Below are 13,885 nucleotides of genomic sequence, written 5' to 3'. Positions count from 1 at the left end.
CGCCTCGATCAGTCGAATTCCGGGTCTTCGTGGCGGGTGCGCTTGAGCTCGAAGAAGTGCGGGTAGGAGGCGAGGGCGACGACGCCGTCCCACACCTTGCCCGCATCGTCCCCGCGCGGGATGCGCGAGAGCACCGGCCCGAAGAACGCCACGCCGTTGACGTGGATGGTCGGGGTGCCGACGTCCTTGCCGACCTTGTCCATCCCGGCGTGATGCGAAACCCGCAGCGCCTCGTCGTATTCGGTGCTGTCGGCGGCCGCGGCCAGCTCGGCGGGCAGCCCGGCCTCGGCCAGCGACTCGGCGATCACCACGGACAGCAGGTTCTCGCCCGCCGACGCCTCGTACTCGGCGCGGCGATTGTGCAGCCGGGTGCCGAGCGCGGTGTACAGCGGCGCGAGCACCTTGTCCCCGTGCTGCTGCGCGGCGGCGATGGCGACGCGCACCGGGCCCCACGCCGTCTTCATCAGTTCGCGGTACTGCTCGGGCAGGTCGTCGCGGCCCTCGTTGAGCACGGCCAGGCTCATGACGTGGAAGTTCACGTCGATATCGCGCACCTGCTCGACCTCGAGGATCCAGCGGGAAGTGATCCAGCACCACGGGCACAGCGGATCGAACCAGAAATCGACCCGGTCCTTCTGGGTGTCGCTCACGGAGATTCCTTTCGAAAGTCGGCGGCGGCCGGACACAGCCGTCCGGTTAGCGCAACAACGCACCTTCTACCCGATATTTCCGCCTGGCCGGACGCGACGCGCGCTAGGGTCGGATTCATCACCTCGACGTCGACCGCCGCCGCGCGCGGCGCAGGGAGGCTCGGCTATGACCACGGCATCCAGGTTCGTCATCGCGGGAGGTGGGCTGGCGGCCGCCAAGCTCGCGGAAGCCTTGCGCGCCAATGATTTCGACGGCACCGTCACCCTCGTCGGCGCGGAGGACCATCTGCCCTACGAGCGGCCGCCGCTGTCCAAAGAGCATCTGCTGGGCAAGAAGTCGCTGAGCGATTTCACCGTCGATCCGGCGCAGTGGTATCGCGATCACCATATCGAGGTGCTGCCCGGGACCATGGTGACGGGATTGGATCGCAGCACCAAAACCATTGCGCTGCCGGACGGTACGACGCTGCCCTACGACAAGCTGGCGCTGGCCACCGGTTCGCGGCCGCGGAAACTGCCGGTGCCGGGCACCGATGCGCAAGGGGTGTACACGCTGCGCAATATCGAGGATTCCGATGCGCTGCTGGCCGTGTTCGCCACGGCGCGGCGGCTGATCGTGATCGGCGGCGGCTGGATCGGGCTGGAGGTGACCGCGGCCGCCCGTAATGCCGGGGTCGAGGTCACGGTGCTGGAAACCGAGGAGCTGCCGCTGCTGAACGTGCTCGGACCGGAGATGGGCCGGGTGTTCGCGGACCTGCACCTCGCGCACGGCGTCGACTTCCGGGGCGGGTCCAAGGTCGCGGAGATCACCGTCGCCGACGGCCGCGCCACCGGGGTGCGGCTGGCCGACGACACCCGGCTGGAGGCGGATGCGGTGCTGGTGGCGGTGGGCGCGCGGCCGAATATCGAACTCGCGGTGGACGCCGGGCTGGCGACCGGGGGCGGCATCCTGGTCGACGAGAGCCTGGCCACCAGCGATCCGGATATCGTCGCCATCGGCGATGTGGCCGATCAGCAGCATCCAGTGCTGGGGCAGCGCATCCGGGTGGAGCACTGGGCCAACGCACTCAATCAGCCGGCCGTGGCGGCGCTGACCATGCTGGGCAAACCGGCGGTGTACGACCGGCTGCCGTACTTCTTCACCGATCAATACGACCTCGGGATGGAGTACACCGGCTATGTCGCGCCCAAGCAGCAGACCCGGGTGGTGACGCGCGGCGACGTGGCCGGACGCGAGTTCGTGGCGTTCTATCTGGACGGCGGGAACCGGGTGCTGGCCGGGATGAACGTGAATGTGTGGGATGTGGGCGACCGGATCAAGGAGCTCATCCTGAGCGGGCAGCCGGTGGATGCGGAACGATTGGGCGACCCGGGCACACCGCTGTAGCCGGGCTGTGACGAGGGTCACGCGCGCGGCTGCGAAACTACGTCGAATCCGTCGACGAGGCTCCGACCTGTCTGTGAGCGCGCCCGCCGGGTGCACCGAACCTAGGAACCCGCCATGAAATTCATGCTGATCAAGACCTACGCCCCCACCGAGTTCTGCGACACCCCCATTCAGGACTGGAGCCCGGAGGACATCGCCGCGCACATCGATTTCCAGCGGGTGCTGGGCGCCGAGCTGGCCCGCTCCGGCGAACTGGTCGACGCGCAGGGCCTGGCCGGCAAGGACGAGGCCCGGATCGTGGTGTCGGACGGGCGATCCGCGCCGATCGTCACCGACGGCCCGTTCCCCGAGACCAAGGAATTCCTGGCCGGGTATTGGATCGTGGACGTGGACAGCCCGGAGCGGGCCTACGAGATCGCCGCGCGGGCCTCGGCCGCGCCCGGTCCCGGCGGCAAGCCGATCGGGGAGCGCATCGAAGTGCGGCCGATCATGAGCGCGCCCGCCCCCGACGCGTAATGCCGCTCTCCTACGAAACCGAGGACCTGCTACGGGAACTCGCGCCGCAGGTCCTCGGCGTGCTGGTGCGGCGGTACGGGGATTTCGACAGCGCCGAGGACGCGGTGCAGGAGGCCTTGCTGGCCGCCGCCACGCAATGGCCTGCCGATGGGATGCCGGAGAATCCGCGCGGCTGGCTGATCCAGGTGGCGGTGCGGCGGATGGTCGACACGGTGCGGGCGGAGATCGCACGGCGCAATCGCGAAGCGGCGGACGCGGTCCGGGAGGTGCGGACCGCGCCGGGCGTCGGGGTGCCCGGGAACGAGCCGGGGCTGGACGACACCCTGGAGCTGTTCTTCCTGTGCTGTCATCCGGCGCTGTCGCCCGCGAGCGCCATCGCGTTGACGTTGCGGGCGGTGGGCGGGCTCACCACGGGTGAGATCGCGAATGCCTTCCTGCTGCCGGAAGCGACCATGGCGCAGCGCATTACGCGCGCCAAGAAGCGGATCGCGGGGCTGGAGCGGCCGTTCGGGACGCCTTCCTCCAATGGCGATGGCGGGGACTGGAATTCGCGGCTGGCCCCGGTGCTGCACGTGCTGTATCTGATGTTCACCGAGGGGCATACTTCAAGCGGCGGCGCGGAACTGCGGCGGGCGGATCTGTCTGCCGAGGCGATCCGGCTGGCGCGCATCCTGTTCGCCGCGCTGCCCGAGGATCCGGAGGTCACCGGATTGCTGGCGCTGCTGCTGCTCACCGACGCGCGGCGGGCGGCGCGGACGGGGGCACACGGGGAGCTGATTCCCCTGGAGGAACAGGATCGCGGCCTGTGGGACCGGACCATGATCATCGAAGGGGTGCGGCTGGCCACCGCGTCGGTCTCGCACGGGCTCATCGGGCCGTATCAGATCCAGGCCGCCATCGCGGTGCTGCACGCACAGGCGCTGCGGCCGGAGGACACCGATTGGCCGCGAATCCTGTTGCTGTACAACGCCTTGGAGCGGCAATCGGCCAATCCGATGGTCACGCTGAACCGGGCGGTGGCCACGGCCATGGTGCACGGTCCGCAGGCGGGGCTGGACCTCACCGACACCCTGAGCGAGGCGCTGGCGGGCAATCATCGGCTGGATGCGGTGCGCGGGCACCTGTTCGAGATGTCGGGCGAGCACGAGGAAGCCATCGCCGCCTATTCCGCCGCCGCCCGCCGCACCACCTCGGTTCCCGAGCGCGACTACCTCACCTTGCGCGCGGCCCGGTTGCGGTCCGCATCCTGACCGGCCGTCACCGCACCCGGGCGCGGTCGCCGGTCAGGCGCAGTTCCATGGTCACCGGAATCACGCCCACTTCCAGGGCTTCCCGCAGCCGCGGCACCGCTTCGCCGAGGATGCGGCGGCGCAGTTCGGTGAGGTCCGCGTCGGGTTCGACGGTGACGATGAGGTGCAGTTCCGGGGCGCGTCCCGGACCCGACAGCCAGGCCGCCGCGGAATCCACCCGGTCGAAGGATTCGATATCGGCGGCCACCGCCGCGGCCGCCGTCTTGGACGACAGCACCGTGCTGCCGGCCGAATTCTCGTCCGCGAGTTGCCATTCCACGGCGCTGGGCAGGCGGAACAGTTGTGCGCTCAGCCAGCGCAGGCACAGCAGGCCCAGCACCACCGCGGCGGTGATGGTCGCGTAGAACACCCAGCGCGGCGGGGGTGCGTCCCCGGGGGTCAGGGCGGCCGAGCGGTCCACCCAGCTCAGCCAGCCGCGCTGCGCCGCCATCACGTAGCCGCCCGCCGCGAGCAGCAGCAGGCCGAGCACCGCCAGCAGGGTCCGATTGAGGCGCGCCGGGCGATTCACGGTGATCATTTCGAACTCCTTCGGGCCGGTCGCACCCGGGTGCGCACCGCGGGCGCGGTGTCCGTGCCGATGCGCTCGAATGCTGCGGTCACGGCCCGGTGCACGGTATCGGGCAGCTCCCGCACATCGGTCCGGTCGGATGCGGCGGAAACGCTGACGGCTTTGCCGCGCAACTTGATTCGCGCCGCACTCACGCCCGGGACCGCGTCGGCCGAGCGGCGCAGCGCCGAACGCAGGCTGCGGCGCTCGATCCCGGCGGCATCGCCGTCCAGGGGACGCAGCGGCACCACCACGGCGCGCCCGGGCAGCACCGCCGCGACCAGCAGCGCCAGCCCGAGCAGGGCGACCGCCGCGCCCACGCCGAATACCAGCGGATCACCCCATTCGGTGCCGTGCAGGCGCGCCGCGAGGCTGTCGTAGGACACGAATTCCCGGTTGCCCGAGAGTCTTTGGGCGAGCGATACGATCACCGCCACGCACAGCGCGACCAGTGCCAGCGCCACCACCGTGGCGACGCCCGCGCGCCGCGACCGCCGGATCACAGCACCCTCCGGCGCGGCGATTCCATTGCGGGCGAGGACGATTCGAGTGCGGGCGCAGCGGATTCGAGCTCCATGGCGGTGACGGCGATATCCACCCCGGTCACCGTCAGGCCGGTCAGCTCACCCACCCGCTCGATCAGATGCGTGCGGCAGGATTCGGTCACCCGCGCCACCGGCAGCGGATACCGGACCGGGAGCCGCAGCCGCAGCGCGGCCGTATCGGCGGTGACCTCGGCGTCCGCGGTCACTCGCGGCCGCACCCCGTCCACCTCGGCGGCGGCGCGCGCCGCGATCCGGCGCACCGCCCGCGCGCTGACGGTGGTGACGCCGGGCAGTTCCAGCGCCGGGGCGGTCATCGCCGGCTCCGGTCCTGTACCGACCGCAGCAGCCCGGCCAGGTCGACCGCGCCGTCGAGCCAGCGGCCGACCAGCAGGCCCAGTCCGGCGAACACCAATACGACGGCGAAGGCGCCGAATCCGCCGAAGGCCATGGCGAATCCGAGCGCGAGTCCGGTACCCAGGCAGATCGTTGTGGCGTTCATCTGCGACTCCTCGGCTGAAGGGGACGGCTATTGCACGCGATTGGCGGCGGGCTCGGTGTCGTCGTCGTCCTCGGGGATGTAGACGTCGTTGATATTGATATTGACCTCGACGACCTCGAGCGCGGTCATCTGCTCGATGGCATTGATGACATTGCGGCGCACCGCCTTCGCCAATTCCGCGATGGCCACGCCGTATTCGACGACCAGTTCCAGATCGACGGCGGCCTGCTTCTCGCCCACCTCGACCGAAACGCCCTGCCCCACACTGGCCGAAGCGCCCGGAATGCGGTCGCGGATCGCGCCGAACGCCCGGGCCGCGCCGCCGCCGAGCGCGTGCACGCCGCGCACCTCGCGGGCGGCCAGGCCGGCGATCTTCTGCACCACGATGTCGGCGATCGTGGTGGTGCCCTGATCGGTGACCAGGGCGCTGGAGTTCGCCGCGCCGTTGCGGGATTCGGCGTCCGGGGTGGCGGCGGCGGTCTTGCCGGTCGACTTCTCGGTGCTGGTTCCGGTCATGTCATCCTCCTGATTTCGTTGTCCTACAGGGAATCGATGCCTGTCTTCCTTCGACACGGCGAGCGGGAAATCCTCACGCCGCATCCACGTGATCTAGGTAACCGAATCGTCACCGAGCGCGGCGGCGTCGAGTTCGGTGACGACCAGGCGCACCGTCGCCTTCGCCCATTCGGTGCCGTGCAGCCGAGACCGGACAGCCGCGGTGAGCTGATCCAGCAGCGGCCGCAACGGCAAGCTGGTTGCCACCAAACGGATTTCGACGGCCGCCGGGTCCAGATCCACCGCGTAGGCCCGGCCGCCCCGGGGCAGCCTGGCCACGGCCCCGAGCCCGAACGGCGTTGCCGCGCGCAAACCCTCCACCTCCTCGATCGCGTCCAGTACCGCTTCGATCAGTTCCGCTTTCGCGGTCACAGCGCCCCCGGTTCGATATCGAGCACGGTCACCGACACCTCGCCGACGGTGACCCCGGTCTGTTCCAGCACGGCGTCCAGCACGGCCCGCTGGACGGCCGCCCCCACCACGGCGGCCCGGCAGTCGCCGCCCAGGGACACGTCCACCTGCACGGCGATCCGGCCCGCGCCCGTCCGGCCCACCCGCACACCTTGGCTCCCGGCCGATTCCGCCGCGCCCAGCAGCTGTTTCCCGGCCCGCGACCAGCCGCTCAGCAGCCCGCGCAGGCCGGGTTCGAGCCGGGTGACGCCCGGTACGGCCGCGGCGGCATGCGCGGCCACCCCGGCGATCACCGCGTCCGAGACGACGATCTCGCTGCCGGAATTCACCGCCGTCACCGCTCCCGCTCCTCGTAGACGTCGGCGATGGTGACATCGAGGCGGCCGAGCAGCAGGCCGGTGCGCGCCGCCAGCGCGGTCGCCACCCGCTGCCGCACCAGCGGCACGATGCCCTCCAGGCTGCCGCCGCGCATCCGCACCGCGAGGGCCATGCTCACCTGCACGATGTTCTCGCCGTCGGGGCCGGTGCCGACGCTGCGCACCTTGCAGTCGCGGGCGCGCACGCCGGGCACGGTGTCGGCCGCGAAGCGCAGCACCACCGCGACCGCCTGCTCGCTCATCGCCACGGTGCCCGGATGCTCGGTGGGCAGGATCAGGGTCTGCCCGCGACGCAGTTCGGCGCGCACGGCGGACATGATGCGGCCGAACAGGTCCGGGGGCGCGGGATCGGGTTCGGCGATGAGTTCCTCGGTGGCGGTGCGCAGGGCGAGCAGGCTCTCGCGTGCCGCACCGCAGTGCACACAGCGGGCCTCGTGCGCGTCGGAGTGCCCGGCCTGAACGGCGTCCAGCCGCCGCCAGACCTGTTCCATACCGCGCCCGCAAGGCAGCCGGTAGTCCTCGTCCACGTCGTTCGCATCGATCATCGCCACGGCTTCATCTCCTCCGCCAGCTGGAGGCGAGCCCGTGCGATCCGCCCGCGTACCGCGGTGACGTTCGCGCCGACGATCTCGCCGATCTCTTCGTAGGAGCGGCCGTGCACCTCGCGCAGCAGCCAGCACGCCCGCTGTTCCGGGGTGAGCCGCTGCAGTGCCGCCGTCAGCGCCTCCATCTGGCCGTGCACCTGCGTCGCGTGCTCGGGATGCAGGTCCCGCCGCGGCGATGCCGTGGTGTCGGGATCGACCTCCGCCGCCGGTTGCCGTTTGCGCAGCACGTTCAGGCAGCGATTGGTGGTGGTCCGGTACAGCCAGGCGGCGAACGCGGACTCGTCCTGCAGCTGCCCCAGCCGCCGCCACGCGGTCAGGAACACGTCCTGCACCACATCCTCGGCCTCGGCCCGGTCGGCCAGCATCTTCGCCGACAACCGGAACATGGCGCCCTGATAGCGCAGAACTAGCTGTTCATAGCTCCGAATATCGCCGTCGCGGGCCCGGCTGACCAGGGTGGCGTCGTCGAGTTCCACCTCGACTCCGGCATCGGTACCAGTCACCCCGCCTCCTATCCGTTCGTGGGTTAGACCCGAGCGGACGCGAATCCTCACGCTGCATTATCTGTGATCGTTGTCTCAGAAGTAGCTGAGTGACATTCCTTGGTTCTGGGTGTCCAACTGAACGTGCTCGAAACCACCGGGCACGCATCCGACGACACGGAGGTTCCGATGTCTCTGAGTGACAAGATCAGCAACCGGGCCGAGGAGCTGGGCGGCAAGGCCAAGGAGGCCGTCGGCGATTTCACCGGCGACGACGATCTGCGGGCCGAGGGGAAGGCCGATCAGCTGGCCGCCGGTCTGAAGGACGCCGCGGCCGATGTGAAGGACGCGGTCGGCGACGCCGTCGACAGGGTGAAGAAGAAGTTCGGCAACTAGCCGGGTTCGGGGCCGGGGCGCTATGGCGTCCCGGCCCGATGCCGAGTGGAAGGCCGCCACCCCGGAGAACCCCTCAGGCCACCGCCGCACGGAAAGCGGTGGGGCTCATGCCCTTGTGCCGTTTGAAGGCGGCGCTGAAGCCGAAAGCGTCGGCATAGCCCAGTGATCTGGCGATCTGGGCGACCGTCAGCCCCGCGTCGATGAGCAGATCCTCGGCCTCGTCCATGCGGCAGGCCGTCAGGTACGCCAGCGGCGGTTCACCCATGACGGCGGTGAAGCGTTTGGCGAAAAGCGCTCGGGAGACCCCGGATTGGGCGGCCAGCGCGGCCACCGTCCAGGCGACGCCCGGGCGGCCGTGGATGGCTTCCAGCGCCGGCGCCACCACCGGGTCGGAGAGTCCGCGATACCAGGTCGGGGCGGCGGCTTCGGCCTGGGCGAACCAGGTGCGCAGGGTGCAGACCAGGCCCCAATCCAGCAGGCGGTCCATCATGGCCTGCGAACCGGCGCTGTGGGCGACGGCGTCCACCACCGCGGCTTCCATCCAGGCGCAGGATTCCAGGTCCTCGGAGATGACGAGAACCGCTGGGAGAGCGCGCAACAGGCGTTCGTGCCGGCGGGTGCAGGTCTGATACGCGCCGACGATCAGCGCGGTGGTGCCGTCGGAATCGGCGCCCCAGCTGATGCCGCTCAGTTCCGCGCCGCAGCTCGCGTTCACTTCCGGTGTGAAGCAGGCGATCTCGTACTCGGTGTGCGGTCCGCCGATCGACTCGGGCCGATCGGCGAGATGGAACAGCTCCGGTCCGCGCACGATGGCGGTATCGCCTGTCCGCAAAGGGGTTTCACTGCCATCGGCCAGCAGCAGGGTCCCGCCGCCGCGCAATACGGTGATCATGGTCAATGGTGCGCGGTCGCCGAAGCGGATGGTCCACGGCGCGGCCAGTTCGGCGTGCGCGACCACCGAGCCCTCGGCCCGGATGCCGCTCAACAGATTGCTCAGGGGGTCCACCCCATCGAGCGTAGACGAATTCCTATCGATCAGAGAGTTTCATCCATGGATCGTCCACGTCGTGATGGCTTGAATGGGAGGCGCAGGTAAGCAGCACATTCCCGATCAGGAGGAAACATCTTGTCGCACAACGGCATCGACAGCGAACACGCCCGTACCGCGCTGGTCGTCGTCGCACACCACCGCGCCGATTCCCTGACCGCCCACCTCGCCCGCCGCACCGTCGCCCAGCTCGAGCGCGAGGGCTACACCGTCGACCTGCTGGATCTGCGCGCCGAGGGCTTCGACGCGCGAATGAACACCGAGGACCAGCCGGACTGGGGCAATCGCGAGAAGCGCTACTCCGAGGAAACCGAAGCGCACATGCGCCGAATCCTGGCCGCCGACATCGTGATCGCCGTCTTCCCCGTCTACTGGCTGCACCTGCCCGCCCTGCTCAAGGGCTGGATCGATCGCGTCTGGAACTACGGCTTCGCCTACGGCCGCAGCAAACCCCGCCTGGCCGGCAAACGCATGCTCTGGCTCGGCCTCGCCGGCGCGGCCGCCGACGACGTCATCGTCGAAGTAATGCAGCAAACCTTGGAAGGTTCCCTCAACCTCGGCATCGCCTACTACTGCGGCTTCTCCCACTCCGCCGTCGGTCTCCTCCCCGACGCCGAGGAACGCCGCCAGCGCCTGGACGCCAACGGCCAACTCCTCTTCGACCCCGTAACCGCCGGCGCCGAACGCGAAGCCCAATACTCGGCCCTGGAAGCCAAGGCCGAAGCCTTCGTCACCGAATTCCTGGCCGCAGACCAGGTCCCCGCCTGACTCTCCGACCGATGAAACCCTGGAGCCGGAACCTCCCCGCCGAGAGGTTCCGCGCTTGTCCCCCCAGGGAGTCTCAGGCTCCCCCTCCCAAGGGGTTTCAGGGGTGAAACCCCTGAGAGTCCCGAGAGTTGGCTCTACCAGGCCTTTCCGGTGATGAGCTCGTAGGCCTGGGCGTACTTGGCGCGGGTCGCGGCGACCACGTCGGCGGGGATCTCGGGGCCGGGGTATTCCTTGTTCCAGCCGGTCGAGGTCGACCAGTCGCGGACGAACTGCTTGTCGAAGGAGGGCTGGACGCGGCCCGGCTCGTACTGGTCGGCGGGCCAGAAGCGGGAGGAGTCGGAGGTCAGGACTTCGTCACCGAGGGTGAGAACGTCACCGTCCCAACCGAATTCGACCTTGGTGTCGGCGATGATCACCCCGCGCGCGGCGGCGTGCTTCGCACCCCGGGTGTACACCTGGAGGGTCAGATCGCGCAGCTGCTCGGCGATCTCCTTCCCCTCCTGGTTCACCACATCCTCGAAGGTGATGGGCTCGTCGTGCCCCGCATCGGCTTTGGTGGTGGGCGTGAAGATGGGCTCGGGCAGCTTGGACCCTTCGACCAGTCCGGGCGGCAAGGCGACCCCGGACACCGATCCGGTCCGCTCGTACTCCTTCAGCCCGCCACCGGTCAGGTACCCGCGCGCGATGCACTCGACCTTCACCATCTTCAGCGGCTTCACCCGCACCCCGCGTCCCGCGAACTCGGCGGGCACATCGGTGGTGGACAGGATGTGGTTGGGCACATCGGAGAAGTACTCGAACCACCAGTTCGAGAGCTGGGTGAGCATCGCTCCCTTGTCCGGGATGGGCGTCGGCAGCACCACGTCGTACACCGACACCCGATCGGACGCGACCAGGATCAGCGAATCGCCGTCCTCGTAGAGATCGCGCACCTTACCGGCGTGGATGTGCTTCAACGGTCCTCCTCGAACTGGGCGCGATCGCGCGACTGGCTGCCACGCACACCCTACCGACCTGCTCGAACCGGCCCGCACCCGCCAACCCGGCCGACGTGGCAAGCTGGGCAAGTCGCACGGCAGCAGTTCTCCGAGAGTTAAGGAGCCCCCTTGTCAGCACCGAATCTCACCCGCGAGCAGGCGATCCAACGCGCCGCGACGGTCCAGGTGGAGAACTACCGGGTCGAATTGGATCTGACCGGCCAGCCCACCGGCCCCGACGCGGTGACGACCGGTACCTTCCACTCGCGCTCGACGGTCACCTTCACCGCCACCCCGGGTGCGCAGACCTTCATCGATCTGGTGGGTGCGGGCGTGCGGTCCGCGGTGCTCAACGGCGTGGCGCTGGACGTCAGCGATTACGACGAGTCGCAGGGCATCACGCTGCCGAATCTGGCCGCCAGCAACGAACTGGTGGTCGACGCCGACTGCGAGTACTCCAACACCGGTGAGGGCCTGCACCGCTTCATCGACCCGACCGACAACAAGGTCTACCTGTACTCGCAGTTCGAGACCGCCGACTGCAAGCGCATGTTCGCCTGCTTCGATCAGCCGGATCTGAAGGCCACCTACGACATCATCGCCACCGCGCCGGAGGACTGGGAGGTCATCTCCAACGGTGCGGTGATCGACACCCACCAGGTCGGCGCGACCATCCGCCACACCTTCGCCACCACCCCGCGCATGAGCACCTACCTGGTCGCCATGATCGCCGGGCCGTACGCGAAATGGACCGACACCTACGCCGATTCGCACGGCGAGATCCCGCTCGGCATCTACTGCCGCGCCTCGCTGGCCGAATTCATGGACGCCGAACGGCTTTTCACCGAGACCAAGCAGGGCTTCGGCTTCTATCACACCAATTTCGGTGTGCCGTACGCGTTCGGCAAGTACGACCAGCTGTTCGTGCCCGAATTCAACGCGGGCGCAATGGAGAACGCGGGCGCGGTCACCTTCCTCGAAGATTATGTGTTCCGCTCCAAGGTGACTCGGGCGTCCTATGAGCGCCGCTGCGAGACCGTGCTGCACGAGATGGCGCACATGTGGTTCGGCGACCTGGTCACCATGAAGTGGTGGGACGACCTGTGGCTGAACGAGTCCTTCGCCACCTTCGCCTCGGTGCTGTGCCAGGTCGGCGCCACCGAATACGAGAACGCCTGGACCACGTTCGCCAATGTCGAGAAGTCCTGGGCGTACCGGCAGGATCAGCTGCCCTCCACCCATCCGATCGCGGCGGACATCCCGGATCTGGCGGCGGTCGAGGTGAACTTCGACGGCATCACCTATGCCAAGGGCGCTTCGGTGCTGAAGCAGTTGGTGGCGTACGTGGGGCTGGAGCCGTTCCTGGCCGGGCTGCGCGACTACTTCACCGAACACGCTTATGGCAACGCCACTTTCGACGATCTGGTGGGCGCGCTGGAGAAGGCGTCCGGGCGCGATCTGTCGGACTGGGGCGCGCAGTGGCTCAAGACCACCGGCCTGAACATTCTGCGGCCCGAGTTCACCGTCGACGCCGACGGCAAGTTCACCTCGTTCACCGTGGTGCAGGGCGGGGCGGAACCGGGTGCGGGTGAGCGGCGCGTGCACCGGATCGCCGTCGGCGTGTACGACGAGCAGGACGGCAAGCTGGTGCGCACCGAGCGCGTCGAGCTGGACGTCGATGCCGCCGAGCGCACCGAAGTGCCCGCGCTGGTGGGTGTTTCGCGCGGCAAGCTGGTGCTGGTCAACGACGACGACCTCACCTACTGCTCACTGCGGCTGGACGCCGACTCGCTCGACACCGTGGTGGCCCGCATCGCCGATATCGCCGAACCGCTGCCGCGCACGCTGTGCTGGTCGGCGGCCTGGGAGATGACCCGGCAGGCCGAGATGAAGGCCCGTGACTTCGTGGCGCTGGTGCAGCGCGGGGTGGGCGCGGAAACCGAAATCGGTGTGGTGCAACGACTGCTGATGCAGGCGCACACCGCGCTGTCCGCCTACGCCGATCCGGCTTGGGCGGCGGCGACCGGCTGGCCGGAGTTCGCGGACCGGCTCCTGGAGCTGGCACGCGCCGCCGGGCCGGGCTCGGATCATCAGCTGGCGTTCGTCAACGCGCTCACCGGGGCGCTGCTCTCGGAACAGCACGTGCAGGTGCTGAAGCAGCTGCTGGCCGGCGATCCGCAGGGCGTGGGGCTGGCGGGGCTGACCGTGGACACCGATCTGCGCTGGCGGGTCACGCAGGCCCTCGCCGCGGCGGGATCGATCGACTCCGACGGTGTCGAATCGCCCTTGATCGACGCCGAATTGGAGCGGGACAACACCGCCGCCGGTCGCCGTCAGGCCGCCGCCGCGGCCACCGCCCGCCCGCAGGCCGAGGTCAAGGCAAGCGCCTGGGCCACCGTGATGGAGGACGATTCGGTCGCCAACATCACCACCCGCGCCATCGTCACCGGATTCGCGCCGGTCGGCCAGGCCGAACTGCTCACCCCCTACGTCGAACGCTACTTCGCCGAAGTGGCCGACGTCTGGGAGCGCCGCTCCAGCGAGGTCGCCCAGACCGTCGTGGTCGGCCTCTACCCGCACTGGGCCGTCACCGAGGAAGCCGTCGCCGTCGCCGACAAGTTCCTCGCCGGCGACCATCCGCCGGCCCTGCGCCGCCTCGTCGTCGAGGGCAAGGCGGGCATCGAGCGCTCCCTGCGCGCCCGCGCCTTCGACCAGGCGTAACAGCAAGTCCCGCAGGCTCCCTTCCGGACCACTGGAAGGGGGCCTGCGCGCATTGGCGGGCGAGTACGCTGAGACCCGCATCGGGCCGGTC

At 69.2% G+C, this 13,885-nt stretch carries 18 protein-coding genes; 6 read left to right on the top strand and 12 right to left on the bottom strand.

Annotated features, from left to right (window positions below):
• Positions 1 to 8: 8 nt before the first annotated feature.
• Positions 9 to 650 carry a mycothiol-dependent nitroreductase Rv2466c family protein gene (locus LTV02_RS38150; RefSeq protein ID WP_233036336.1) on the bottom strand — a complete coding sequence of 214 codons (642 nt, stop codon included), beginning with the start codon at positions 648 to 650 and terminating at the stop codon, positions 9 to 11.
• Positions 651 to 816: 166 nt separating this feature from the next.
• Here LTV02_RS38150 and LTV02_RS38145 point away from each other — a divergent pair, with 166 nt between their 5' ends.
• The 3 genes from LTV02_RS38145 to LTV02_RS38135 all read left to right on the top strand — a co-directional run bounded on the left by LTV02_RS38145 (position 817) and on the right by LTV02_RS38135 (position 3,803).
• Positions 817 to 2,037, top strand: coding sequence for an NAD(P)/FAD-dependent oxidoreductase (locus LTV02_RS38145; protein WP_233036335.1), 1,221 nt, complete (start codon positions 817 to 819; stop codon positions 2,035 to 2,037).
• A gap of 114 nt (positions 2,038 to 2,151) precedes the next feature.
• Entirely contained in the window at positions 2,152 to 2,553 is a 402-nt protein-coding gene (locus LTV02_RS38140; RefSeq protein ID WP_067721605.1) for a YciI family protein, read from the top strand.
• The gene (locus LTV02_RS38135; RefSeq protein ID WP_233036334.1) at positions 2,553 to 3,803 is read left to right on the top strand and encodes an RNA polymerase sigma factor; all 1,251 of its coding nucleotides are present in this window, start codon (positions 2,553 to 2,555) and stop codon (positions 3,801 to 3,803) included. Before LTV02_RS38140 ends, LTV02_RS38135 begins: the two co-directional genes overlap by 1 nt.
• A gap of 7 nt (positions 3,804 to 3,810) precedes the next feature.
• Here LTV02_RS38135 and LTV02_RS38130 read toward each other — a convergent pair whose 3' ends face one another.
• From LTV02_RS38130 to LTV02_RS38090, 9 genes are all read right to left on the bottom strand, one after another.
• Positions 3,811 to 4,380, bottom strand: a complete 570-nt coding sequence (locus LTV02_RS38130; protein ID WP_233036333.1) for an alkaline shock response membrane anchor protein AmaP — start codon at positions 4,378 to 4,380, stop codon at positions 3,811 to 3,813.
• A complete protein-coding gene (locus LTV02_RS38125; protein WP_233036332.1) occupies positions 4,377 to 4,913 on the bottom strand; it encodes a DUF6286 domain-containing protein in 537 nt (178 codons plus the stop codon). The genes LTV02_RS38130 and LTV02_RS38125 overlap by 4 nt, the downstream gene beginning before the upstream one ends.
• Positions 4,910 to 5,269 carry an Asp23/Gls24 family envelope stress response protein gene (locus LTV02_RS38120; RefSeq protein WP_233036331.1) on the bottom strand — a complete coding sequence of 120 codons (360 nt, stop codon included), beginning with the start codon at positions 5,267 to 5,269 and terminating at the stop codon, positions 4,910 to 4,912. The genes LTV02_RS38125 and LTV02_RS38120 overlap by 4 nt, the downstream gene beginning before the upstream one ends.
• On the bottom strand, positions 5,266 to 5,454 hold the full coding sequence (locus tag LTV02_RS38115) for a hypothetical protein (RefSeq protein ID WP_067721610.1): 189 nt from the start codon (positions 5,452 to 5,454) through the stop codon (positions 5,266 to 5,268). The genes LTV02_RS38120 and LTV02_RS38115 overlap by 4 nt, the downstream gene beginning before the upstream one ends.
• A gap of 27 nt (positions 5,455 to 5,481) precedes the next feature.
• The gene (locus LTV02_RS38110; protein WP_233036330.1) at positions 5,482 to 5,970 is read right to left on the bottom strand and encodes an Asp23/Gls24 family envelope stress response protein; all 489 of its coding nucleotides are present in this window, start codon (positions 5,968 to 5,970) and stop codon (positions 5,482 to 5,484) included.
• Positions 5,971 to 6,063: 93 nt separating this feature from the next.
• Positions 6,064 to 6,381: a hypothetical protein gene (locus LTV02_RS38105; protein WP_233036329.1), complete on the bottom strand. Its 318-nt coding sequence runs from the start codon at positions 6,379 to 6,381 to the stop codon at positions 6,064 to 6,066.
• Positions 6,378 to 6,758 carry an Asp23/Gls24 family envelope stress response protein gene (locus LTV02_RS38100; RefSeq protein WP_084535978.1) on the bottom strand — a complete coding sequence of 127 codons (381 nt, stop codon included), beginning with the start codon at positions 6,756 to 6,758 and terminating at the stop codon, positions 6,378 to 6,380. The genes LTV02_RS38105 and LTV02_RS38100 overlap by 4 nt, the downstream gene beginning before the upstream one ends.
• A complete protein-coding gene (locus tag LTV02_RS38095; RefSeq protein ID WP_067721646.1) occupies positions 6,755 to 7,342 on the bottom strand; it encodes a hypothetical protein in 588 nt (195 codons plus the stop codon). Before LTV02_RS38095 ends, LTV02_RS38100 begins: the two co-directional genes overlap by 4 nt.
• On the bottom strand, positions 7,339 to 7,905 hold the full coding sequence (locus LTV02_RS38090) for an RNA polymerase sigma factor (protein ID WP_233036328.1): 567 nt from the start codon (positions 7,903 to 7,905) through the stop codon (positions 7,339 to 7,341). The genes LTV02_RS38095 and LTV02_RS38090 overlap by 4 nt, the downstream gene beginning before the upstream one ends.
• A 168-nt stretch (positions 7,906 to 8,073) precedes the next feature.
• On the opposite strand from LTV02_RS38090, the gene LTV02_RS38085 reads away from it, so the two are divergent.
• Positions 8,074 to 8,280 carry a CsbD family protein gene (locus LTV02_RS38085; RefSeq protein WP_233036327.1) on the top strand — a complete coding sequence of 69 codons (207 nt, stop codon included), beginning with the start codon at positions 8,074 to 8,076 and terminating at the stop codon, positions 8,278 to 8,280.
• 73 nt (positions 8,281 to 8,353) lie between these two features.
• On the opposite strand, the gene LTV02_RS38080 is transcribed toward LTV02_RS38085, so the two are convergent.
• Positions 8,354 to 9,286, bottom strand: a complete 933-nt coding sequence (locus tag LTV02_RS38080; protein ID WP_233036326.1) for an AraC family transcriptional regulator — start codon at positions 9,284 to 9,286, stop codon at positions 8,354 to 8,356.
• Between the two features lie 120 nt (positions 9,287 to 9,406).
• Here LTV02_RS38080 and LTV02_RS38075 point away from each other — a divergent pair, with 120 nt between their 5' ends.
• On the top strand, positions 9,407 to 10,096 hold the full coding sequence (locus tag LTV02_RS38075) for an NAD(P)H oxidoreductase (RefSeq protein ID WP_233036325.1): 690 nt from the start codon (positions 9,407 to 9,409) through the stop codon (positions 10,094 to 10,096).
• A gap of 134 nt (positions 10,097 to 10,230) precedes the next feature.
• Here the strand turns inward: LTV02_RS38075 and LTV02_RS38070 are convergent, their stop codons facing one another.
• On the bottom strand, positions 10,231 to 11,052 hold the full coding sequence (locus LTV02_RS38070) for a phosphoribosylaminoimidazolesuccinocarboxamide synthase (protein ID WP_233036324.1): 822 nt from the start codon (positions 11,050 to 11,052) through the stop codon (positions 10,231 to 10,233).
• Positions 11,053 to 11,202: 150 nt separating this feature from the next.
• Here LTV02_RS38070 and pepN point away from each other — a divergent pair, with 150 nt between their 5' ends.
• The gene (gene pepN / locus LTV02_RS38065) at positions 11,203 to 13,794 is read left to right on the top strand and encodes an aminopeptidase N (protein ID WP_233036323.1); all 2,592 of its coding nucleotides are present in this window, start codon (positions 11,203 to 11,205) and stop codon (positions 13,792 to 13,794) included.
• Positions 13,795 to 13,885: the final 91 nt, after the last annotated feature.

This window comes from Nocardia yamanashiensis, assembly GCF_021183565.1.
GTDB classification, from domain to species: Bacteria; Actinomycetota; Actinomycetes; order Mycobacteriales; family Mycobacteriaceae; genus Nocardia; species Nocardia yamanashiensis.
Note: the sequence above shows the minus strand (reverse complement) of the source record. Positions and strands in the feature narration are given on the sequence as shown.

Bases quoted from the DNA above. Each gene is read 5' to 3' on its own strand.
- LTV02_RS38145 (WP_233036335.1), top strand. From the start codon at position 817: ATGACCACGGCATCCAGGTTCGTCATCGCGGGAGGTGGGCTGGCGGCC.
- LTV02_RS38140 (WP_067721605.1), top strand. From the start codon at position 2,152: ATGAAATTCATGCTGATCAAGACCTACGCCCCCACCGAGTTCTGCGAC.
- LTV02_RS38135 (WP_233036334.1), top strand. From the start codon at position 2,553: ATGCCGCTCTCCTACGAAACCGAGGACCTGCTACGGGAACTCGCGCCG.
- LTV02_RS38130 (WP_233036333.1), bottom strand. From the start codon at position 4,380: ATGATCACCGTGAATCGCCCGGCGCGCCTCAATCGGACCCTGCTGGCG.
- LTV02_RS38120 (WP_233036331.1), bottom strand. From the start codon at position 5,269: ATGACCGCCCCGGCGCTGGAACTGCCCGGCGTCACCACCGTCAGCGCG.
- LTV02_RS38115 (WP_067721610.1), bottom strand. From the start codon at position 5,454: ATGAACGCCACAACGATCTGCCTGGGTACCGGACTCGCGCTCGGATTC.
- LTV02_RS38110 (WP_233036330.1), bottom strand. From the start codon at position 5,970: ATGACCGGAACCAGCACCGAGAAGTCGACCGGCAAGACCGCCGCCGCC.
- LTV02_RS38095 (WP_067721646.1), bottom strand. From the start codon at position 7,342: ATGATCGATGCGAACGACGTGGACGAGGACTACCGGCTGCCTTGCGGG.
- LTV02_RS38085 (WP_233036327.1), top strand. From the start codon at position 8,074: ATGTCTCTGAGTGACAAGATCAGCAACCGGGCCGAGGAGCTGGGCGGC.